21 protein-coding genes are annotated in these 20,595 nt (G+C 69.3%); 18 read left to right on the top strand and 3 right to left on the bottom strand.

Annotated features, from left to right (window positions below; all coding sequences use genetic code 11):
• The first annotated feature begins 1 nt into the window (after position 1).
• Positions 2-1,078, top strand: a complete 1,077-nt coding sequence (gene prfA / locus ACI2K6_RS12315) for a peptide chain release factor 1 (protein ID WP_112617271.1) — start codon at positions 2-4, stop codon at positions 1,076-1,078.
• A gap of 104 nt (positions 1,079-1,182) precedes the next feature.
• Here the strand turns inward: prfA and epsC are convergent, their stop codons facing one another.
• Both epsC and cysK read right to left on the bottom strand, forming a co-directional pair.
• Entirely contained in the window at positions 1,183-1,755 is a 573-nt protein-coding gene (gene epsC / locus ACI2K6_RS12310; RefSeq protein WP_323986160.1) for a serine O-acetyltransferase EpsC, read from the bottom strand.
• Positions 1,755-2,708: a cysteine synthase A gene (gene cysK / locus ACI2K6_RS12305; protein ID WP_269267732.1), complete on the bottom strand. Its 954-nt coding sequence runs from the start codon at positions 2,706-2,708 to the stop codon at positions 1,755-1,757. The genes epsC and cysK overlap by 1 nt, the downstream gene beginning before the upstream one ends.
• Positions 2,709-2,834: 126 nt before the next feature.
• On the opposite strand from cysK, the gene prmC reads away from it, so the two are divergent.
• The 17 genes from prmC to ACI2K6_RS12220 all read left to right on the top strand — a co-directional run bounded on the left by prmC (position 2,835) and on the right by ACI2K6_RS12220 (position 19,509).
• Complete coding sequence (prmC, locus tag ACI2K6_RS12300) at positions 2,835-3,716, top strand: peptide chain release factor N(5)-glutamine methyltransferase (RefSeq protein WP_323986157.1); 882 nt, start codon at positions 2,835-2,837, stop codon at positions 3,714-3,716.
• A gap of 34 nt (positions 3,717-3,750) precedes the next feature.
• The gene (locus ACI2K6_RS12295) at positions 3,751-4,512 is read left to right on the top strand and encodes an L-threonylcarbamoyladenylate synthase (RefSeq protein ID WP_112617267.1); all 762 of its coding nucleotides are present in this window, start codon (positions 3,751-3,753) and stop codon (positions 4,510-4,512) included.
• Positions 4,509-5,660 (top strand): MraY family glycosyltransferase, encoded by a 1,152-nt coding sequence (locus ACI2K6_RS12290; protein ID WP_404568738.1) that lies wholly within the window; start codon positions 4,509-4,511, stop codon positions 5,658-5,660. Before ACI2K6_RS12295 ends, ACI2K6_RS12290 begins: the two co-directional genes overlap by 4 nt.
• Positions 5,657-6,115, top strand: coding sequence for a hypothetical protein (locus ACI2K6_RS12285; protein ID WP_112617265.1), 459 nt, complete (start codon positions 5,657-5,659; stop codon positions 6,113-6,115). Before ACI2K6_RS12290 ends, ACI2K6_RS12285 begins: the two co-directional genes overlap by 4 nt.
• Before the next feature lie 182 nt (positions 6,116-6,297).
• Complete coding sequence (gene atpB / locus ACI2K6_RS12280; protein ID WP_309300110.1) at positions 6,298-7,074, top strand: F0F1 ATP synthase subunit A; 777 nt, start codon at positions 6,298-6,300, stop codon at positions 7,072-7,074.
• A 43-nt stretch (positions 7,075-7,117) separates the two neighbouring features.
• Complete coding sequence (atpE, locus tag ACI2K6_RS12275) at positions 7,118-7,357, top strand: F0F1 ATP synthase subunit C (RefSeq protein WP_091502856.1); 240 nt, start codon at positions 7,118-7,120, stop codon at positions 7,355-7,357.
• A gap of 31 nt (positions 7,358-7,388) precedes the next feature.
• Positions 7,389-7,940, top strand: coding sequence for a F0F1 ATP synthase subunit B (locus ACI2K6_RS12270; protein WP_112617572.1), 552 nt, complete (start codon positions 7,389-7,391; stop codon positions 7,938-7,940).
• The gene (locus tag ACI2K6_RS12265) at positions 7,940-8,728 is read left to right on the top strand and encodes a F0F1 ATP synthase subunit delta (RefSeq protein ID WP_112617263.1); all 789 of its coding nucleotides are present in this window, start codon (positions 7,940-7,942) and stop codon (positions 8,726-8,728) included. Before ACI2K6_RS12270 ends, ACI2K6_RS12265 begins: the two co-directional genes overlap by 1 nt.
• 73 nt (positions 8,729-8,801) lie before the next feature.
• Complete coding sequence (gene atpA, locus ACI2K6_RS12260) at positions 8,802-10,442, top strand: F0F1 ATP synthase subunit alpha (RefSeq protein ID WP_274178794.1); 1,641 nt, start codon at positions 8,802-8,804, stop codon at positions 10,440-10,442.
• A 21-nt stretch (positions 10,443-10,463) separates the two neighbouring features.
• Positions 10,464-11,366, top strand: a complete 903-nt coding sequence (locus ACI2K6_RS12255) for a F0F1 ATP synthase subunit gamma (RefSeq protein WP_112617262.1) — start codon at positions 10,464-10,466, stop codon at positions 11,364-11,366.
• Between the two features lie 21 nt (positions 11,367-11,387).
• Positions 11,388-12,833, top strand: coding sequence for a F0F1 ATP synthase subunit beta (atpD, locus tag ACI2K6_RS12250; protein ID WP_091502862.1), 1,446 nt, complete (start codon positions 11,388-11,390; stop codon positions 12,831-12,833).
• Position 12,834: 1 nt separating this feature from the next.
• Complete coding sequence (locus ACI2K6_RS12245) at positions 12,835-13,092, top strand: F0F1 ATP synthase subunit epsilon (protein ID WP_023955192.1); 258 nt, start codon at positions 12,835-12,837, stop codon at positions 13,090-13,092.
• A 69-nt stretch (positions 13,093-13,161) separates the two neighbouring features.
• A complete protein-coding gene (locus ACI2K6_RS12240) occupies positions 13,162-13,914 on the top strand; it encodes a YaaA family protein (RefSeq protein ID WP_282501307.1) in 753 nt (250 codons plus the stop codon).
• 113 nt (positions 13,915-14,027) lie between these two features.
• Entirely contained in the window at positions 14,028-14,759 is a 732-nt protein-coding gene (locus ACI2K6_RS12235; RefSeq protein ID WP_112617260.1) for a large exoprotein, read from the top strand.
• An 84-nt stretch (positions 14,760-14,843) separates the two neighbouring features.
• Complete coding sequence (locus tag ACI2K6_RS12230) at positions 14,844-15,827, top strand: aldo/keto reductase (RefSeq protein ID WP_112617259.1); 984 nt, start codon at positions 14,844-14,846, stop codon at positions 15,825-15,827.
• 72 nt (positions 15,828-15,899) lie between these two features.
• On the top strand, positions 15,900-16,700 hold the full coding sequence (locus ACI2K6_RS12225; protein WP_114588455.1) for a PP2C family serine/threonine-protein phosphatase: 801 nt from the start codon (positions 15,900-15,902) through the stop codon (positions 16,698-16,700).
• 67 nt (positions 16,701-16,767) lie between these two features.
• Positions 16,768-19,509, top strand: a complete 2,742-nt coding sequence (locus ACI2K6_RS12220; RefSeq protein WP_282501306.1) for an FtsK/SpoIIIE domain-containing protein — start codon at positions 16,768-16,770, stop codon at positions 19,507-19,509.
• Here the strand turns inward: ACI2K6_RS12220 and ald are convergent.
• On the bottom strand, positions 19,475-20,590 hold the full coding sequence (ald, locus tag ACI2K6_RS12215; RefSeq protein WP_274178789.1) for an alanine dehydrogenase: 1,116 nt from the start codon (positions 20,588-20,590) through the stop codon (positions 19,475-19,477). The genes ACI2K6_RS12220 and ald overlap by 35 nt on opposite strands.
• Positions 20,591-20,595 lie beyond the last annotated feature (5 nt).

Raw genomic sequence — 20,595 nt, 5'->3', positions numbered from 1 at the left:
CGTGTTCGAGTCGGTCCGGGGGCTGCTCGACGAGCACCGCGCGGTTCAGGAGGAGCTCTCCGACCCCGCGGTGCACGCCGACGCTGCGCGCGCGAAGCGCGTGAACCGGCGGTACGCCGAGCTGTCGCGGATCGTCGCGGCCCACGACGCGTGGGTCGCGGCATCCGACGATCTCGCGGCGGCTCGCGAGCTCGCCCGCGAGGACGAGGCCTTCGCCGCGGAAGTGCCCGCGCTCGAGGAGGGGCTGCGCGAGGCGCAGGAGCGGCTTCGCCGTCTGCTCATCCCGCGCGATCCCGACGACGCCCGTGACGTCATCATGGAGATCAAGCAGGGCGAAGGGGGAGCGGAGTCCGCTCTCTTCGCCGCCGACCTGCTGCGGATGTACATGCAGTACGCCGCCTCGCGCGGATGGAAGACCGAGCTGCTCGAGCGCAACGAGTCCGACCTCGGCGGGTACAAGGACGTCCAGGTCGCCATCAAGGGCTCGTCGTCCGACCCGTCGCAGGGGGTGTGGGCCCACCTGAAGTACGAGGGCGGGGTGCACCGCGTGCAGCGTGTGCCCGCCACCGAGTCGCAGGGGCGCATCCACACCTCGACGACCGGCGTGCTCGTGTTCCCCGAGGTCGATGAGCCCGAAGAGATCACCATCGACCCGAACGACCTGAAGATCGACGTCTTCCGTTCGTCCGGCCCGGGCGGGCAGTCGGTCAACACGACCGACTCGGCCGTCCGCATCACCCACGTGCCGACGGGCATCGTCGTCTCGATGCAGAACGAGAAGAGCCAGCTGCAGAACCGCGAGGCCGGCATGCGCGTACTGCGCGCCCGGCTGCTCGCGAAGCAGCAGGAGGAGCGGGATGCCGCGGCATCCGACGCCCGCCGCTCGCAGATCCGTGGGATGGACCGCTCCGAGCGCATCCGCACGTACAACTTCCCCGAGAACCGCATCGCCGATCATCGGACCGGGTACAAGGCCTACAACCTCGATCAGGTGATGGACGGCGCCCTCGCGCCGGTCATCGACAGCTGCATCGCCGCCGACGAAGAGGCCCGCTTGGCGGCTCTCGCCGACGACTGAGCCCCGCTCCTCCTCCCGCCGGCGCGTCGACTCGCCGGGATCTGCGGATCCGTCCGGCCCCGCACCCGCCGTTTCTGGCGAGCCGACGGGGCAGAGGGGGGGAGTCAGATGTGGTACTCGGGGGCGGTCAGGACGGCGCGGGTGTCCTCGCCCTCGCGGCGGACACGCGGCCGGGCGGGGACGCCGACGAGCACCGAGTCGGCCGGGGCATCCTTCGTGACGACCGCATTGGCGCCGACGACGCTTCGGGCGCCGATCGTGATCGGACCGAGGATCTTCGCGCCGGCGCCGACGGCGACGCCGTCCTGGAGGGTGGGATGCCGCTTGCCGGCATGACGGGTGCGGCCGCCGAGGGTGACCCCGTGGTAGAGCATGACGTCGTCACCGATGACGGCGGTCTCGCCGATCACGACGCCCATGCCGTGGTCGATGAAGAACCGGCGGCCGATGCGCGCCCCCGGGTGGATCTCGATCCCCGTGAGCCAGCGGGTCAGCTGCGACCCGGCGCGCGCGAGGAAACGCGCGCGCCGGAGCCACAGCCGATGCGTGATGCGGTACGACCAGACCGCGTGCAGCCCCGGGTACAGCAGCGCGATCTCGATGCCGCTGCGAGCCGCGGGATCGCGGAGCTTCGCGGCGGCCAGGTCTTCGCGGATGCGTGCTCGGAGCCTTCCCATCAGTCTTCGCGCAGGTCCTCGAACAGCGGGGTCGAGAGGTAGCGCTCACCGAACGAGGGGATGATCACGACGATGTTCTTGCCCTCGGACTCGGGACGTGCCGCGACCTGGAGCGCGGCCCAGACGGCGGCTCCCGACGAGATGCCGACGAGGATGCCCTCCTTCTGCGCCACCTCGCGCGCGACGCGGACAGCGTCGTCGAAGGTGACGTCCTGCACCTCGTCGATGACGCCCTGGTCGAGGATCGGCGGGATGAAGTTGGGCCCGATGCCCTGGATCTTGTGGGGGCCGGGCTTTCCCTCCGTCAGGAGGGGCGAGTCCTTCGGCTCGACCGCGACGACCTTCACATCGGCGACGCGCTCCTTGAGCACCTGGCCGACGCCGGTGATGGTGCCGCCCGTGCCGATGCCGGCGACGAAGTAGCCCACCTGGCCATCGGTGTCGCGAAGGATCTCCTCCGCGGTCGTGCGGCGGTGGATGTCGGGGTTGGCCTCGTTGGCGAACTGCTTCGCGAGGACGGCGCCCGGCGTCTCGGCGGCGATCTTCTCCGCCTCCGACACGGCGCCCTTCATGCCCAGCGACGGGTCGGTGAGCACGAGCTCGGCGCCGTAGGCCTTGAGCAGGAGGCGACGCTCCATCGACATGGAGGAAGGCATCGTGAGGATGACGCGGTAGCCCCGCGCCGCGCCGACCATCGCCAGGGCGATGCCGGTGTTGCCGCTCGTGCCCTCGACGATCGTGCCGCCGGGCTGCAGGGCACCGGCCTTCTCGGCCGCATCGACGATGGCGATGCCGAGACGGTCCTTGACGGATGACGCGGGGTTGTAGAACTCGAGCTTCGCGAGAACCGTGCCCGGCAGGCCCTCGCTGACGCGGTTCAACCGCACGAGAGGCGTGTTGCCGTACGCGGTGGTGATGTCGGGGTGGATGCCGTGAGTGACCGGGTCGGACATGTCTGCCTTTCGGGTTTTCGAGCGGATGCCGCGTCGCGGCGGGATCGTCGCCCCAGCCTATTGTCGCCCTTCGCCACGGGAGCCGAATGTGACGAATCCGCACTCGTGATTAGGCTTGTCGGCGCCATGAGCACCGCGCCCCTTCCCGCACCGACCCTGACCGAGGTCCTGCGTGCCGCGACCGCCGAGCTCGAGGCCGCCTTCGTCCCGACCCCGCAGGTCGACGCCGAGCTCCTCGCCGCACACGTCCTGGGAGTCGGCCGCGGCGAGCTGTCGGCCGCCGTCTTCCGCGGCGATGCGATCGGCGCCGAGGATGCCGCGCGACTGGCTGAACTGGTCGCGCGTCGCGCGTCGCGCGAGCCCCTGCAGCATCTGACCGGCGTCGCGCCGTTCCGCCACCTCGAGCTCCGCGTCGGCCCCGGTGTGTTCGTGCCGCGCCCCGAGACGGAGTCGGTCGCTCAGATCGCGATCGACCTGCTGCGCGCGGCGGCCGGCCCCGAGCCCGTCGCGGTCGACCTGGGCACCGGTTCGGGAGCGATCGCCCTCGCTCTGGCGACAGAGGTGCCGCACGCACGCGTCTACGCCGCCGAGAATTCCGTCGACGCGTTCATCTGGACGAAGGAGAACTTCGCCCTCGTCGGGGCTCCGAACGCCCGCCTCGCCTTCATCGACCTCGAGCGCGCGTTCCCGGAGCTCGACGGCACCGTCTCGGTGCTCGTGTCGAACCCGCCGTACGTGCCCGACGACGCGATCCCGCGCGATCCCGAAGTGCGGCTGTGGGACCCGCCGGCGGCGCTCTACGGCGGCGCGGACGGCCTGGACGTCGTGCGGACCCTGTCGCGCGTCGGGCTCCGCCTGGTGCACCCCGGGGGCAGCATCGTCATCGAGCATGGCGAGCTGCAGGGGGCCGCGATCCGCGGCATCCTGGCCTCCGACGGGTGGTCGGCGACCGCGACGCATCCCGACCTCACGATGCGCGACCGCACCACGACGGCCATCCGCTCCTGAGTGCGGCCGGGGTCCGCCGTACACTGGAGCGGTCATGTCTCCCGTTTTCGACTGCCGCGACGAGACCCAGGTCCTCCCCGGCATGCGCCAGGCGCGCCAGGCCATCGGTCGCGGCGATCTCATCGTCCTGCCCACCGACACCGTCTACGGTGTCGCCGCCGACGCCTTCAGCGCCTCGGCCGTCGCCAAGCTGCTCGCCGCGAAGGGACGGGGTCGTCAGTCGCCGCCCCCGGTGCTCGTCGCCGGCATCGCGACGATGCGCGCGCTCGTGGCCGAGGTCCCCGAGCCCGTCGAACGGCTCGTCGAGGCCTTCTGGCCGGGCGGCCTGACGATCGTCCTGCCGGCACAGCCGTCGCTGTCGTGGGATCTGGGGGAGACCCGCGGGACCGTCGCCGTGCGCATGCCCGCCGACAGGTTCGCCCTGGAGCTCCTGGAGGAGTGCGGGCCCTTGGCCGTCTCGAGTGCGAACCTCACCAAGATGAACGCCGCCGTCACGATCGACGACGCGGTGCGGATGCTGGGCGACAGCGTGTCGGTCTATCTCGACGGCGGCCCCGCGGCGACCGGCGTCGCATCGACGATCATCGACGCGACGCCCCTCGTCGGCCCCGACCCCGCCCCGGTGCGCGTGCTGCGTGACGGGGCGGTCACACGTGAGGCTCTGCGCGACGTCCTCGGCGACCTGCTCGAGCCCGACGTCGAGCCGGAGCATGCCGAGGCGGCGAATCGCACGCCCATGGAGTCGGGCTCGGCCGGTGTCACCGGCGGAGAGACCGCCGGCGGCAGCGTCGCGTGAGGCTCTACCTGGCCACCTTCGTGGTCACGGCCCTCGTCACCTTCGGGCTGACCTGGCTCGTGCTGAGGGTGAGTCTGCGCTACAAGCTCTATCCGGAGATCCGCGAGCGCGACGTCCACAAGACACCGACACCGAGGCTCGGCGGCGTCGGGATGTTCCTCGGCGCCACCGCCGTCATCCTGACTTCGTCGCAGATTCCCTTCTTCTCGATCTTCTGGGCCAGACCCGAGCCCATCTGGGCCATCCTGGCGGCGACCGCCCTCATCGTCGTCGTCGGCGTCGCCGACGACCTGTGGGACCTCGACTGGCTCATCAAGCTCGGCGCGCAGTTCGGCGCCGCAGCGATCGTGGTCGGGTTCGGGGGCGTGCAGATGTACACGATCCCGCTCGGCGGGCAGACTGTCGTCTCGAGCTCCGCGAGCTTCACGATCACGGTCTTCTCGATCGTCGTCGTGATGAACGCCGTCAACTTCATCGACGGTCTCGACGGCCTCGTGGCGGGCGTGGCACTGATCGCGAACGGGGTGTTCTTCACTTACACCTACCTGCTCGGTCGCGACTTCGGTGCGAGCAGCTACGCGAACCTCGCCTCCTTCCTCGCCGTGGTGCTGCTCGGGGTCTGCGCGGGCTTCCTGCCGCTGAACTGGAACCCTGCGAAGCTGTTCATGGGCGACTCCGGAGCGCTCATGATCGGGTTGCTCATGAGCTGCTCGGCCATCCTCGTCACGGGCACCCTCGTCCCGGCCACGGGTGACAACGACGTGTTCGGCCGCTCGCAGCTGCTGGGTGCGTTCATCCCCATCCTGCTGCCGGTCGTCGTGGTCCTCCTGCCGCTGCTCGACTTCGGGATGGCGGTCATCCGCCGCATGTCCCGGGGCAAGTCGCCGTTCTCGCCCGACCGCAAGCATCTCCATCACCGCATGCTCGACATGGGTCACAGCGACCGCGACGCCGTCCTGATCTTCTACGCCTGGACCACGGTCGTCAGCCTCTCGGTGCTGCTGATGTACATCGGCACGACCGCCGCCTGGCCGGGGGACTACCTCTTCGGCCTCGGCTTCCTCATCCTCGGCGTCGCCGCGTGCCTCGTCGTCACCCTGATCCCCGCTCGGTCCGCGCGGGATGCCTCACCCGTGGAGAACTCATGAATCAGAAGACCCTCTCGAGCACGCCGATCCTGCGTGCCGCGCTCACCTGGGGCCTCATCGTCGGTGCCGTCGTCGCTGTCGTCGCCGCCGTCGCGGGCGCGGTCGTCGCCGGACCCGAGGGTGCGTGGAGCGGAGTGATCGGTGCGGCGGTGGGAGTCATCTTCCCCGCACTCACCGCGCTCAGCATCCTGATCGCCAACCGGTGGTACGGGCAGGACACGTTCCTGCCGATCTACTTCGGCATCGTGATGGGCGGCTGGGTGGTCAAGTTCGCCCTCGTGCTCGTGGCGCTCCTGGTCATCAGCCGCATCGAGTGGATCGTGTCGCCGATGTTCTTCTTCGCCCTGGTGGCTGCGGCGATCGGCGCGATCACCGTCGATCTCGTCGTGATGGCGCGGATGCGACTGCCGCACGTATCGGACACGACGCTGCCGGAGACGAACCCCGAAGTCTGACGTCTAGGCATTCGGATGACGGGCAGTGCCCGGTTGTTTGATAGGCTGACACAGCACTTCACGGATGGTGGGCAGCGGCGACGCTGAGGCCCCGTGGAGATCTCTTCTCATACTTACCGAGCTGGTTCACGCTGGCACGAGAAGCTGGAGCCAACCCGTTGACTCAAGCGGCAATGATCGCCATGGCGGCCGACAACGAATTCCACCCGCCCTCCATCAGCGACTTCTTCCCTGAGGTCCTGCTCTTCGAAGGCACTCCGTTCGCGTTCACGCGGATCTCGATGGTGCAGTTGATCGCGACCGCGGTGCTGGTGCTCATCCTCGTGATCGGCGCACGGCGCATGACCGTCGTGCCGGGACGCTTCCAGAGCGTGCTCGAGCTGGGCTTCGGCTTCGTGCGCGAGCAGGTCGCCTATCAGGTCCTGGGCGAGAAGGACGGCAAGCGGTTCCTTCCGATCCTGACGTCGCTGTTCTTCGGGATCCTCTTCCTGAACCTCACGGGCATCATCCCGTTCCTCAACATCGCGGGCACCGCGGTCGCGGGCGCGCCGCTGATGTTCGCGCTGGTCGCATACGTCGTCTTCGTCTACGCCGGCCTCAAGAAGCACGGCCTCGGACGTTTCCTGAAGAACTCGCTCGTGCCGAGCGGTGTGCCGATCGTGATCGTGCCGCTGATCGCCCTGATCGAGCTCATCTCGATCTTCGTCGCGCGGCCCTTCTCGCTGTTCCTGCGACTGCTCGCCAACATGATGGTCGGCCACCTCATGCTCGTGCTGTTCTTCGCAGCCACCCAGTTCTTCCTGATGAGCTTCAACTGGTTCTCGATCCTGTCGGCCGGTACCCTCGCGATGGGTTTCGCCTTCACCCTGTTCGAGATCTTCGTTGCCGCCCTGCAGGCATACATCTTCACCATCCTGACCGCGGTCTACATCCAGCTCGCTGTCGCCGAAGAGCACTGACGATCAGCCACCCGGCTGCTCGCCCTACGAAAGGAAAAATCCAGTGGACGCTACGACGATCCTTGCCGCCGTCACCGGAAACATCGCAACCGTCGGCTACGGCCTCGCCGCCATCGGTCCGGCCATCGGCCTCGGCATCATGATCGGCAAGACCATCGAGTCGACGGCCCGTCAGCCCGAGCTCGCCGGTCGCCTCCAGGTGACGATGTTCATCGGTATCGGCCTCATCGAGATCCTCGCGCTGATCGGCATCGCCACGCCGTTCATCTTCAACGCGCTCTGATCCGCTCGTCATTCACCAAGAGGGAGGCATGATGGTCGACGCACTGCTCACCGTCGCCGCCGAAGAGGGCTCCGGCAACCCGCTGCTGCCCGCCTACTACGACATCATCTGGTCGGGCGTCTGCTTCGTCATCATCGTTCTCGTCGTCGTCTTCTACGCGCTGCCCCGTGTCACCACGGTGCTCGACGCGCGCAGCGCGGCCATCGAGGGCAACATCGCCAAGGCTGACGAGGCGCAGCGCAAGGCGGAGGCAGCGCTCGAGGAGTACACCGCTCAGCTGGCCGAGGCCCGCAAGGAGGCCGGTGAGATCCGCGACGCCGCTCGCGAGGACGGTCGCAAGATCGTCAGCGAGGCGAAGCAGAACGCATCGGCCGAGGCCGAGCGTCTCACCGCTGCCGCGCACACGCAGATCGAGGCCGAGCGCCAGGCTGCCGTCGTCTCGCTGCGCAGCGAGGTCGGCACGCTCGCTCTCGACCTGGCCGGCGGCGTCATCGGCGAGACCCTGTCCGACGACCAGAAGGCGCAGGCCGTCGTCGACCGCTTCCTCAGCGAGCTCGAGGCTTCTGAGAAGGCGTCGAACTGATGGGCAGCGCGACCACTCAGGCACTCGTCGCGACGACGGCGGCCATCGCCGAGACCCCCGGGCTCACGCTCGACGTGTCCGGTGAGCTGTTCGTCGCGGCGCGGGCTCTGGCGGACTCGCCGCAGCTGAGCGGCGCGCTGACGGACAACGCGGCTTCGCCGCAGGCTCGCGACAAGGTCGTCGGCGACGTGTTCGGTCCGGCCTTCGCGGCGCAGACCGTGTCGCTGCTGCGCACAGCCGTCGCGCAGCGCTGGTCCTCGGTCGACGACTTCGTCGACGCCGTCGAGGAACTGGCGATCCGCGCCGCAGCCGTCGCCGATCAGGGCGATCTCGAGAACGAGCTGTTCGGTGTGCTGCACACCGTGTCGGCGAACCCCGAGCTCGAGCTCGCTCTCGGCAGCAGGCTGGGGGAGGCCTCGGCCAAGGGGGCTCTCATCGAGCGCCTTCTCGACGGGCGTTTCGGTGCCGCAACGCGTCTCATCGCTTCGTCGATCGTGCAGCGTCCGCGTGAGCGCCGTGTGCGGCAGCTGCTCGAGCGGGCGATCCGCATCGTCTCGGACCAGCGCGGCCGCGTCGTCGCGAGCGTTCGCACGGCGACCGCTCTCAGCGATCAGCAGCGCGCCCGCCTCGCCGAGACCCTCTCGAACCGCTACGGCACGCCCGTCGCGCTCAACCTCGTCGTCGACCCCGCGGTCGTCGGGGGGCTGCGCATCGAGATCGGCGACGACGTGATCGACGCGACCGTCGCCTCTCGCCTCTCCGATCTCCGCCAGCGACTGGCGGGCTGACCCACCTCACCGCCCGCAGGGGCGCACCGGCCGGATGCATCCGGACCCTCAGACTCAGGACCGAAGGAACACCATGGCAGAACTGTCCATCAGCCCGGATGTCATCCGTGACGCGCTGAAAGACTTCGTCGCCGCGTACGAGCCCACCGGGGCCGCCGCGACCGAGGTCGGCACCGTCGTCGACGCGGCCGACGGCATCGCCCACGTCGAGGGTCTGCCCGGCGTCATGGCGAACGAGCTCGTCCGCTTCGAGAACGGCGTCGAGGGCCTCGCGCAGAACCTCGACGAGCACGAGATCGGTGTCGTCGTCCTCGGCGACTTCGCCGGTATCCAGGCGGGCCAGAAGGTCACGCGAACCGGTGAGGTGCTCTCGGTCGGAGTCGGCGAGGGCTACCTCGGCCGTGTCGTCGACCCGCTCGGCAACCCGATCGACGGTCTCGGCGAGATCGCCACGACCGGCCGTCGCGCACTCGAACTGCAGGCGCCCGGCGTCATGCAGCGCAAGTCGGTCCACGAGCCGATGCAGACCGGCATCAAAGCCATCGACGCCATGATCCCCGTCGGCCGCGGTCAGCGTCAGCTGATCATCGGCGACCGCCAGACCGGCAAGACGGCCATCGCGATCGACACGATCATCAACCAGAAGGCCAACTGGGAGTCGGGCGACGTCAACAAGCAGGTCCGCTGCATCTACGTCGCGATCGGCCAGAAGGGCTCGACCATCGCTTCGGTGAAGGGCGCGCTCGAGGACGCCGGTGCCATGGAGTACACGACGATCGTCGCGGCTCCCGCATCCGACCCCGCCGGCTTCAAGTACCTCGCTCCGTACACCGGCTCGGCCATCGGCCAGCACTGGATGTACGAGGGCAAGCACGTCCTGATCATCTTCGACGACCTGTCGAAGCAGGCCGAGGCCTACCGTGCGGTCTCGCTGCTGCTGCGCCGTCCGCCGGGCCGCGAGGCGTACCCCGGTGACGTCTTCTACCTGCACTCGCGTCTGCTCGAGCGTTGCGCGAAGCTCTCCGACGACCTGGGTGCCGGATCGATGACGGGTCTGCCCATCATCGAGACCAAGGCCAACGACGTCTCGGCGTACATCCCGACCAACGTGATCTCGATCACCGACGGCCAGATCTTCCTGCAGTCCGACCTGTTCAACGCCAACCAGCGTCCGGCGGTCGACGTGGGCATCTCGGTGTCGCGCGTCGGCGGTGACGCTCAGGTCAAGTCGATCAAGAAGGTCTCGGGAACGCTGAAGCTCGAGCTCGCTCAGTACCGCTCGCTCGAGGCGTTCGCGATGTTCGCGTCGGACCTCGACGCCGCGTCGCGTCGTCAGCTGGCTCGCGGTGCGCGTCTGACCGAGCTGCTCAAGCAGCCGCAGTACTCGCCGTACCCCGTCGAGGAGCAGGTCGTCTCGATCTGGGCCGGCACCAACGGCAAGCTCGACACGATCGAGGTCGAGGACGTCCTGACCTTCGAGCGCGAGCTGCTCGACTACCTCAAGCGCAACACGTCGATCCTCGACACGCTGCGTGAGACGAACGTGCTGGGCGATGACACCGTCGCCGAGCTCGAGAAGGTCGTCGACGAGTTCGTGCTCGAGTTCCAGGGCGGAAAGGGCCAGGCCATCAACAAGCCGGGCCACGAGGAGACCGCTGCCGCCGAGGCCGACGACGTGAACCAGGAGCAGATCGTCAAGGGCCGCCGCGGCTGACGCGGAGGACGACACACACTTATGGGCGCACAACTCCGGGTCTACAAGCAGAAGATCAGTTCTGCTCAGACGACCAAGAAGATCACGAAGGCGATGGAGCTCATCGCGGCTTCGCGCATTCAGAAGGCGATGGGACGCGTCCGCGCATCCTCTCCCTTCGCGCGAGCTGTGACGCGCGCCGTCTCCGCGGTGGCGACCCACTCCGACGTCGAGCACCCGCTGACGACCGAGCGCGAGACGATCCGTCGTTCCGCGGTCGTCATCTTCGCCTCCGATCGCGGCCTCGCCGGCGCGTTCAACTCGCAGATCCTCCGCGAGGGTCTCGAGCTGGCCGAGCTGCTGCGGTCGCAGGGCAAGGAAGTGGACTACTACCTCATCGGTCGCAAGGCCGTCGGGTACTTCCAGTTCCGCCGGATGCGGGCTGCGGGCGAGTGGACGGGTGACACCGACACGCCGCACTTCAGCACGGCCGAGCAGGTCGCCGGGGCTCTCCTCGACGCCTACGCTCAGGGCGGCGAAGACGGCGGCGTGGACGAGATCCACCTCGTGTACAACCGCTTCGTCAGCATGATGACGCAGACACCTGAATCAGTCCGTCTGCTGCCCCTCGAAGTCGTCGAGGCCGATGCGGCGACGGCGGACCAGGCTCCGGTCTATCCGCTGTACGAGTTCGAGCCCGACCCCGAGACGGTGCTCGACGCGCTGCTGCCGGTGTACGTCCAGAGCCGCGTGTTCAACGCGCTGCTCCAGTCGTCCGCCGCGAAGCACGCCGCGACGCAGAAGGCGATGAAGTCGGCGAGCGACAACGCCGACAAGCTCATCACCGACTACACCCGCCTGCGCAACAACGCTCGCCAGGCCGAGATCACTCAGCAGATCGCCGAGATCGTCGGCGGCGCCGACGCTCTGGCGTCGGGCAAGTAAGACCAACCGAAAGAGACAGACATGACTACCGTCACTGCCGAAGCCACGTCGGTCGTCGGCCGCGTTGCGCGCGTCACCGGCCCCGTCGTCGACATCGAGTTCCCGCACGACTCGATCCCCGACATCTACAACGCGCTGAAGACCACGATCACGATCGACGGCGAGTCGACCGAGATCACCCTCGAGGTCGCTCAGCACCTCGGCGACGACCTCGTTCGCGCCATCTCGCTGAAGCCGACCGACGGCATGGTCCGCGGCCAGGAGGTGCGCGACACCGGCGGCCCCATCACGGTCCCCGTCGGGGACGTCACCAAGGGCAAGGTCTTCAACGTCACGGGCGACGTTCTCAACGCCGCCGAGGGCGAGACCGTCGAGGTCACCGAGCGCTGGGGCATCCACCGCCAGGCGCCGAGCTTCGACCAGCTCGAGTCGAAGACCCAGATGTTCGAGACGGGCATCAAGGTCATCGACCTCCTCACCCCGTACGTCCAGGGTGGAAAGATCGGCCTCTTCGGTGGTGCCGGCGTCGGCAAGACCGTCCTCATCCAGGAGATGATCCAGCGCGTCGCGCAGGACCACGGTGGTGTGTCGGTGTTCGCCGGCGTCGGTGAGCGCACCCGTGAGGGCAACGACCTCATCCACGAGATGGAGGAGGCGGGCGTCTTCGACAAGACCGCCCTCGTCTTCGGCCAGATGGACGAGCCGCCGGGGACGCGTCTGCGCGTCGCCCTGTCGGCCCTGACGATGGCGGAGTACTTCCGCGACGTGCAGAAGCAGGACGTGCTGCTGTTCATCGACAACATCTTCCGCTTCACGCAGGCCGGTTCCGAGGTCTCGACGCTGCTGGGCCGTATGCCCTCGGCCGTGGGCTACCAGCCCAACCTCGCCGACGAGATGGGTGTGCTCCAGGAGCGCATCACCTCGACGCGCGGTCACTCGATCACCTCGCTGCAGGCGATCTACGTCCCCGCCGACGACTACACCGACCCGGCTCCGGCGACGACCTTCGCGCACCTCGACGCCACGACCGAGCTCTCGCGCGAGATCGCGTCGAAGGGTCTGTACCCGGCCGTCGACCCGCTGAGCTCGACGAGCCGCATCCTCGACCCGCGCTACATCGGTGAGGACCACTACCGCGTGGCCACCGCCGTCAAGCAGATCCTGCAGAAGAACAAGGAGCTGCAGGAGATCATCGCGATCCTCGGTGTCGACGAGCTCTCCGAAGAGGACAAGATCGTCGTGTCGCGTGCACGCCGCATCCAGCAGTTCCTCTCGCAGAACACCTACATGGCGAAGAAGTTCACCGGTGTCGAGGGCTCCACGGTCCCGATCAAGGAGACCATCGAGTCGTTCGACGCGATCGTCAAGGGCGACTTCGACCACGTGGCCGAGCAGGCCTTCTTCAACGTCGGCGGTATCGGCGACGTCGAAGAGAAGTGGGCGAAGATCCAGAAGGAGAACAGCTGACATGGCTCTGACGGTCACGCTCGTCTCCGCCGAGGCGGAGGTCTGGTCGGGCGAGGCGTCCCTCGTCGTGGCCAAGACCGTCGAGGGCGAGATCGGCTTCATGGCGGGTCACGAGCCGGTGCTCGCGATCCTCGCCGAAGGTCAGGTGCGTATCACGCAGCCCGGCGGCGAGAAGATCGTCGCCAATGCGCAGGACGGCTTCCTGTCGATGGAGGGCGACGAGCTCACCATCGTGGCGGGTAACGCCGCGCTCGCCTGACCCGCACCGCGTCTACGAGAGACCGCACCCTCCGGGGTGCGGTCTCTCGCGTTGAAGGGAGATTTCCGGATGCTGCTCCTGCTGCCGCCGTCCGAGACCAAACGCGCCGGGGGTACCGGTGCGCCGCTCGACATCGACGCCCTGGCCCTGCCGCAGCTGGCGCCCGAGCGCCGCGCGGCCGTGGACGCGCTCGTCGCGTTGTCGGCGGATCCGGACGCCGCGGCGCGGGTGCTCAAGCTCAGCGCGCGTCAGCTGGGCGAGGTGGCGGTGAACTCCGCGCTCATGACCTCTCCGACGATGCCCGCCGTCGACCGGTACACCGGCGTCCTCTTCGATGCTCTCGATGCGGCCGCGCTCGACGCCGGGGCGCGGGGCTGGCTCGGCGAGCATGTGCTCATCCAGTCGGCGCCCTTCGGTCCCGTCGCCGCGCTCGATCCCATCCCGGCGTATCGGCTGGCGGCGGGCACGGCGCTTCCGGGCATCCCGCCGCTCCGCCGGCATTGGGCTGCGGCGAGCTCGGCCGCCTTGATGGGGGCCGGGGCGCCGTTCGTGCTCGATCTGCGCTCGGAGGCCTACGTGGCCCTGGCTCCGGTCCCCGCGGCGATGCCCTCCGCGTTCGTCCGCGTGGTCTCCGCCGGCGCCGATGGAACAGTGCGCGCCCTCAACCACTTCAACAAGCACGCGAAGGGCGAGTTCACGCGTTCGCTCGCCCGTTCGGCTGCGACCGTGAGCTCTCGAGACGACCTTCTCGCGTGGGCCGCGTCACACGGATGGGTGCTGCGCGAGACGGCTGGATCGTCCGAGCTCGAGCTCGTCGTCTGATGCCCCATGCCCGGTGCTGTCGAGGTCGCACGCCGGGTCCGGTGTTTCGCTAGCATGAGCGGCGACCCACGGCGCGAGCGCTTCGTGCCGGGTCGCGACTGAGGAGGTCGTACATGTCGGGTTACTACGACGATGGTGCGGGCGCGGGCGCTTTCCTCGCCCTCATCCTGCTGATTCTTCCCATCATCCTGATCATCGTGCTCGCGGGCTACATCATCAGCTCGTTCTTCTACATGAAGATCTTCGAGAAGGCCGGCGTGCAGGGAAAATGGCGCGCCTGGGTTCCGGTCTACCGCGAGATGGTCTTCGCGAAGCTCGGTGACATCTCTCCCTGGGTCATGCTGGGCGCGCTCGTCGCGACGGCGGTGCTGAGCAACATCCCGGCGATCGGATTCATCTTCAGCTACCTCGCGATCGTCGCGCTGGCTCTGGCCAGCGTTCGCGTCGGTCAGAAGCTCGGCAAGGACTGGCCGCTCGTGCTGCTGTACATCATCCCCGGCATCGGCGGGCTGATCTGGCTCGGTATCGCCGCGTTCTCGAGCTCGCCGTGGAATCCCCACGTGCAGCCCTCGCCGTGGCGCACCTCGTTCCTGCGCGACACGACGGTCTGGCAGGGCATCCCGGTCCAGCCCGACGGCGGCGCGGCACCCGCACCGGGCGCGTACGGCTCCACCGGTGCCGGCTATGCATCTTCCTCCGCTCCCGCCGCGCCGCCGGCCGGTTCGTACCCGCCGCCGGCCACGCCGCCGGCGCCCCCGGCCGGTGCCTACCCGCCGCCGGCGGCACAGCCGCCCGTGACGCCTCCGACCACCGAGCCCCCCGCGCCGGACGCCCCGCGGCAGTGAACACCCGAGGAACCCTCGTCGTATGACGGGGGTTCCTCGCCGTAGCGGGCGCCGACCCCACGGATTCGGGTCTAGCGTGGAGGGATGGACGACGCAGTGCACACCCGCCGACTCGGAACCTCCGGCCTGCTCGTCTCGGCCGTCGGGCTGGGATGCAACAACTTCGGGCGGCGGGGAACTCCCACGCAGACTCTCGACGGCACGGTCGCGGTGCTCGACGCCGCTTTCGACGCCGGCATCACCTTCTTCGACACCGCCGACATCTACGGCGGCGAGCCCGGTCTGTCCGAGACGCTGATGGGTGAGGCCCTGCGGGGACGTCGCGACCGCGTCGTGGTCGCCACGAAGTTCGGTCACAGCGCCGTGGACCTCGGGCTGCCGGGCGCGAAAGGATCTCGCGCCTACATCCGACGCGCGGTGGAGGCCTCGCTCGAGCGCCTGCAGACCGACTGGATCGACCTCTACCAGCTGCACACCCCCGACCCCGAGACGCCTATCGAAGAGACGCTCGACGCGCTGTCGGAGCTCGTACGGGAGGGCAAGGTCCGCTACATCGGACACTCCAACTTCGCGGGTTGGCAGATCGCCGAGGCCGAGGCCGTGGCGCGTGCACGCGGTGATGTGCCGTTCGTCTCCGCGCAGAACCACTACAGCCTGCTCGCACGCGCCGCCGAGCGTGAGGTCCTGCCGGCCGTCCGTCATTTCGGGAGGGGATTCCTCCCGTACTTCCCGCTGCACAACGGCTTGCTCACCGGGAAGTTCACCCGCGACCACATCCCCGCCGACTCGCGGGTCGCGAGGGAACGGCGTCATCTGTGGGAGAACGCTCCCTGGGACGCCATCGAGGCGTACCGGACCTTCTGCGACGAGCGTGGCATCACGATGGTGCAGGCGACCTTCGGCTGGCTCCTGGCGCAGCCGGCCCTGAGCAGCGTGATCGCCGGCGCGACCTCACCCGAGCAGGTTCACTCGAATGCGGCAGCCGCCTCGGCGTGGCACCCCGATGCTGCCGAGCTGGCCGCGATCGACGCGCTCTTCCCGTTGCCGTCCGACCCCGCCGCGGGGTGAAGAAATCACGCTCAGCGGGTGCGTCCACTAGAGTGTGACACGCCCATCCGTCGACGAAAGAAGAGTGACAGCGTGCCCGACCCCACGACCCAATCCCGGATCGTGGACGTCCCGTCCGGTGCGATCGAACTCCGGTGGGCCGCCGCGACCGACACCGGACGCCGCCGCGACAGCAACCAGGACGCCGTCCTTGCGCAGTATCCGCTGTTCATCGTCGCAGACGGCATGGGCGGACATATCGGCGGCGAGATCGCGAGCGCGAGCGCCGTCGACCGGCTCCGTGGTGTCGCCGAGCGCGGAGTGGTGACTCCCGAAGACATCGAAGAAGCCCTCGAGCGCGCCGTCGGAGACATCGCGGATCACCCCGAGACGACGGATGACGGAACGGGAACGACCGTCACCGGCGTGTACCTCGACATCGTCGACGGCGAACCGCAGTGGACGACGTTGAACATCGGCGACTCGCGGGTGTACCTGCTGCGCGACCAGGCGATCGCCCAGGTCACGACGGATCACTCCGTGGTGCAGGAGCTCGTGGCGGCCGGCCGGCTCAGCCCCGAAGAGGCGGAGCAGCACCCCTACGGGAACGTCATCACCCGCGCGGTGGGACCGAGCGACGGAGTCACCCCCGACTACGTTCGCCTCGATGTCGTCGATGGCGACCGCTTCGTGATCTGCAGCGACGGGCTCACGAAAGAGCTCACCGACTACGGCATCCTGCACTTCCTGCTCGAGAACGCCGATCCTGCGGCGGCCGTGTCGGCGATGATGACGGCGGCGTTGGAGAACGGGGGCCGTGACAACGTCACGGTCATCGTGCTCGACGCGCACGTGCGTGCTTCGAACGACGACTCCTCCCCGAACCAGGGCTGAGCCCGATCCTCCACCGCGGGCCGTGGCGCCTCTCCGGCGGCGTCTCGTCATCGCTTGACTGGGGTGCGTGCACTCCTCAGCCCGACTCGACGACCCCATCCGGCTGTCCACGTCGCTGACGCAGACGCAGGCGCGGCGATCATCCTTTCCGCTGTGGGCGGTGGTGGTCCCCATCGCCGGGGCGGTGATCCTGTGGCAGGTGACCGGCTCGCCGACGGTGCTCTGGTTCGCTGCGCTCGGTCCTCTCGTAGCCACCGCCACCATGCTCGATTCTGCACGCGTCGCGCGGCGGGAGCGGCGGCGGGCCGCGAAGCACGCAGCGGCGAGCATGCACAGAGCGCGCCTCGAGGTCGACGAGCGGCACGCGCTCGAGCGCGCGGAGCTCTGGCGTGCCACGCCGGATGTCGCGCGGCTGCTCGACGACCCCGACGAGCTGTGGCGCCCGAGGGCGGTACGCGATGTGCTCGTGATGGGAGCGGGCGATGCGCGGTCGTGTGTGCGGATCGAGGGCGAGCCGACGCCGGAGCTCCGGCATGCCGCAGGGGTGCTCCGAGATGCACCGGTCACGATCCCACTGACTGCAGGAGTAGCCGTCGTCGGACCGGCTGCGGCGCCAGCGGCGATCGCGCGCGCTCTCGTGATGCAGATCTGCCTCGTCCACCCGCCCGGTGAGGTGTGGGTGGTCGGCGCCGCTGAGGACTGGGCCCGTGACCTCCCGCACGCATCGACTCCGGGCGGCCGGCGCCTGTGGTGGGGGACCGGGGTGCCGCCTGCCGATGCCGACATCGTCATCGTCTCCGCGGGCTCCGGCGCACCGCCGCCGCAGTGTGCGGCCGTGCTCCGCGTGGGGGACGCCGACGCGGCGGTGCTCGCGTACAGCGGTTCGTCGCGGCCGATCCGTCCGGAGCCGCTCGGACGGGAGCAGGCTGCTGCGGTGACCGCTTTGCTGCGGGAGCGCGCGGAGGCGATGGGTGGTGACGCGGCGGCACCTCCGTCATTCGATGATCTCCCCGTCGTCGGAGGGGCCGGCCTCGCTGCCGTCCTCGGGGCGGGGCCCGACGGCCCGCTGGCGATCGACCTGGTCGACGACGGGCCGCACGCCGTCGTGGTGGGGGTCACGGGCAGCGGCAAGAGCGAACTGCTCGTGACGTGGATCGCCGCGCTCGCGCGGAGTCTGCCGCCCGAGCGGGTGAATTTCCTGCTCATCGACTTCAAGGGAGGTCGGGCTTTCGATGCCCTCGCGTCGCTGCCCCACGTGACCGGCGTCGTGACGGATCTCGACGAGCGCAACGCGGTGCGCGCGATCGAGAGCCTCACCGCGGAGGTGCGCCGTCGCGAGCGCGTTCTCGCCGGCCTCCGGGCCCGCGACATCGCGGATGTGCCGGACGCTCTGCCGCGATTGGTCGTCGTCGTCGACGAGTACGCCGCGCTCACCTCGACACACCCCGCGATGCACGATGTCTTCGCCGACATCGCCGCTCGAGGCCGCGCACTCGGGATGCACCTCGTGCTCGCGACCCAGCGTGCTGCGGGCTTCCGTGAGGCGGTGCTCGCGAACGCACCGTTGCGGGTCGCGCTTCGCGTGACCGACGTCGCGGATTCGCGCGCCGTGCTCGGTTCGGGCGACGCCGCCATGCTTCCCGGCGGCCGCGACGAGCGCGGGACCGCGCTGGTGATGCGTCCGGCTGATGTCCATCCGCACGTGATTCGGGTGAGCCGGTGCCCGTTGCCGGCCATCGAGTCGATCGCGCGAGCCGCGGCGGGTGCGGCCCCCGCGCGTCGGCCCTGGTTGCCGCCCTTGCCGGATGGCGTCGCGCTCGCCGACCTGCGGGGCGAGGGGTCCGTGGTGCTCGGTCTGGCCGACGAGCCGGATGCGCAGCGTCAACGTGCGGTGACGCTGGACCCTGGAGCGCCGGGGGTGGCGGTGCTCGGACGAGCCGGAGCCGGGCGCACGACGGTGCTCCGGACCATCGCTGCCCAGGTGCCCCACGATCGGGTGTGCTGGCTGCCCGACGATCTCGAGGCCGCGTGGGACGTCATCGTCGGACTCGACGACATCCCGCCGGGGTGGCTCATCGTCGTCGACGATCTCGACCGTGTGCTGGCGAGGCTGCCGGATGACTACAGCGCCGCCGCCGCGGCGATCCTGGAACGTGTGGCGCGCGACTCGCGGTCGCGTGGCGTTCAGTTCATCTGCTCTGCACAGCGGATGACCGGCGCCGTCGGCAGGATCGTCGACCAGCTTCCCGATCGCGCCGTGCTCGCCGCCGTGTCCCGGTCGGAGCATGTCGCCTTCGGCGGTGAGGGGGCTCACCATGACCCGACGGCCCCAGCGGGCCGCGGGAGGTGGCGCGGCATACTCGTGCAGTTCGCGGACGCCGGAGCGTTCGACCCCGCGCGGGAGCGGGCCCGGCCGCCCGACGTGTTCGAGCCGCGCCACGCCACGGCGTTCGTCGCGCCGCCCACCGCCGCCACGCGTGCCGCGCTGGAGCATTGGAATCGTCGGGGCTTCGAGATCGCGACCGTCGAGCAGACGACGTCGCTGCGGTCGAGGAGGGTGGTCTGGGGCACCCCGGACGCCTGGATCGGTCGGTGGCGCGCAGCGGCGACCGCCGCGCAGACCCGATGCCAGCTCGTCATCGATGCCTCGTGCGTGGGGGAGGTGCGGCTTCTGACCGGCAACAGAGATCTGCTGCCGTACGCCGCTCCCGGGCGCGGCCGCGCCTGGGTCATCGACACGCGGACGGATCGGGTCCGGCGGGTGGTGCTGCCCCTCAGCTCAGCGCGTCATCCAACGACCCCGCGGTGATGCCGTGCGCCGCCGCGACGCCGGAGTTGACGACGTGGCCTCCGGCGGTGTTCAATCCGGCGGCCAGGGCGCCGTCTGCCCGCAGGGCAACGCGCCAGCCGTGGCGGGCGATCTGCCGGACGTAGGGCAACGTCGCGTTGGTGAGCGCGGATGTCGAGGTATTCGGCACGGCGCCCGGCATGTTCGCGACGCAGTAGAACACGGTGTCGTGCACGCGGAAAGTCGGGTCGGCGTGGGTCGTCGGTCGCGTGTCCTCGAAGCAGCCTCCCTGGTCGACCGCGATGTCGACGAGCACCGAGCCCGGCCGCATCCGTGCGACGGTCTCGTTGCGCACCAGTTTGGGAGCCTTCGCCCCGGGGATGAGCACCGAGCCGATCACGAGATCGGATGCCACGACCGCACGTTCGAGATCGAGCGGGTTGGATGCCGCGGTCTTGACGCGCCCCTGGAAGTGATCGTCGAGGAAGCGGAGACGCTGGATGTTGGTGTCGAAGATCGTGACGTCCGACCCGAGACCCGCCGCGATGTACGCCGCGTTGGCCCCGGCGACCCCGCCGCCGATGACCGTCACCGCGGCGGGCCGGGTTCCGGGAACGCCGGACATCAGCAGTCCGAGGCCCCCGGCGGAGCGCAGCAAGGTTGAGGCCCCCACCATCGGGGCGAGGCGGCCGGCCACTTCGCTCATCGGGGCGAGGAGCGGCAGGCCCCCGCCGGGCAACTGCACCGTCTCGTAGGCGATGGCGGTCATGCCGCTTTCCAGGAGCCGGTCGGTGAGCGGACGGTCGGCTGCAAGATGCAGGTAGGTGAACAACACGAGGTCGTCGCGGAAGCGGTGGTACTCGCTCGCGATCGGCTCCTTGACCTTCAGCAGCAGCTCCGCGCGTGCCCAGACTTCGTCGGGGTCGTCGAGGAGCACCGCGCCGGCGTCGGCGTACTCGGAGTCGGGGAGCGACGATCCTGCGCCGGCCCCGCGCTGGACGAAGACCTCATGACCTGCGACGACCAGGTCGTGCACGCCTGCGGGGGTGAGGGCGACGCGGTACTCGTTGTTCTTGACCTCGGTGGGAACGCTGATGCGCATGGCAG

The sequence above is a fragment of the Microbacterium sp. NPDC006705 genome (genome assembly GCF_044903545.1).
GTDB classification, from domain to species: Bacteria; Actinomycetota; Actinomycetes; order Actinomycetales; family Microbacteriaceae; genus Microbacterium; species Microbacterium plantarum.
This window is presented reverse-complemented; position numbering and strand designations above follow the sequence as displayed.

Coding starts and splice junctions, on each gene's coding strand:
- epsC (WP_323986160.1), bottom strand. CDS start 1,755: ATGGGAAGGCTCCGAGCACGCATCCGCGAAGACCTGGCCGCCGCGAAG.
- cysK (WP_269267732.1), bottom strand. CDS start 2,708: ATGTCCGACCCGGTCACTCACGGCATCCACCCCGACATCACCACCGCG.
- prmC (WP_323986157.1), top strand. CDS start 2,835: ATGAGCACCGCGCCCCTTCCCGCACCGACCCTGACCGAGGTCCTGCGT.
- ACI2K6_RS12295 (WP_112617267.1), top strand. CDS start 3,751: ATGTCTCCCGTTTTCGACTGCCGCGACGAGACCCAGGTCCTCCCCGGC.
- ACI2K6_RS12285 (WP_112617265.1), top strand. CDS start 5,657: ATGAATCAGAAGACCCTCTCGAGCACGCCGATCCTGCGTGCCGCGCTC.
- atpB (WP_309300110.1), top strand. CDS start 6,298: ATGGCGGCCGACAACGAATTCCACCCGCCCTCCATCAGCGACTTCTTC.
- ACI2K6_RS12270 (WP_112617572.1), top strand. CDS start 7,389: ATGGTCGACGCACTGCTCACCGTCGCCGCCGAAGAGGGCTCCGGCAAC.
- ACI2K6_RS12265 (WP_112617263.1), top strand. CDS start 7,940: ATGGGCAGCGCGACCACTCAGGCACTCGTCGCGACGACGGCGGCCATC.
- atpA (WP_274178794.1), top strand. CDS start 8,802: ATGGCAGAACTGTCCATCAGCCCGGATGTCATCCGTGACGCGCTGAAA.
- ACI2K6_RS12255 (WP_112617262.1), top strand. CDS start 10,464: ATGGGCGCACAACTCCGGGTCTACAAGCAGAAGATCAGTTCTGCTCAG.
- atpD (WP_091502862.1), top strand. CDS start 11,388: ATGACTACCGTCACTGCCGAAGCCACGTCGGTCGTCGGCCGCGTTGCG.
- ACI2K6_RS12245 (WP_023955192.1), top strand. CDS start 12,835: ATGGCTCTGACGGTCACGCTCGTCTCCGCCGAGGCGGAGGTCTGGTCG.
- ACI2K6_RS12240 (WP_282501307.1), top strand. CDS start 13,162: ATGCTGCTCCTGCTGCCGCCGTCCGAGACCAAACGCGCCGGGGGTACC.
- ACI2K6_RS12235 (WP_112617260.1), top strand. CDS start 14,028: ATGTCGGGTTACTACGACGATGGTGCGGGCGCGGGCGCTTTCCTCGCC.
- ACI2K6_RS12230 (WP_112617259.1), top strand. CDS start 14,844: ATGGACGACGCAGTGCACACCCGCCGACTCGGAACCTCCGGCCTGCTC.
- ald (WP_274178789.1), bottom strand. CDS start 20,590: ATGCGCATCAGCGTTCCCACCGAGGTCAAGAACAACGAGTACCGCGTC.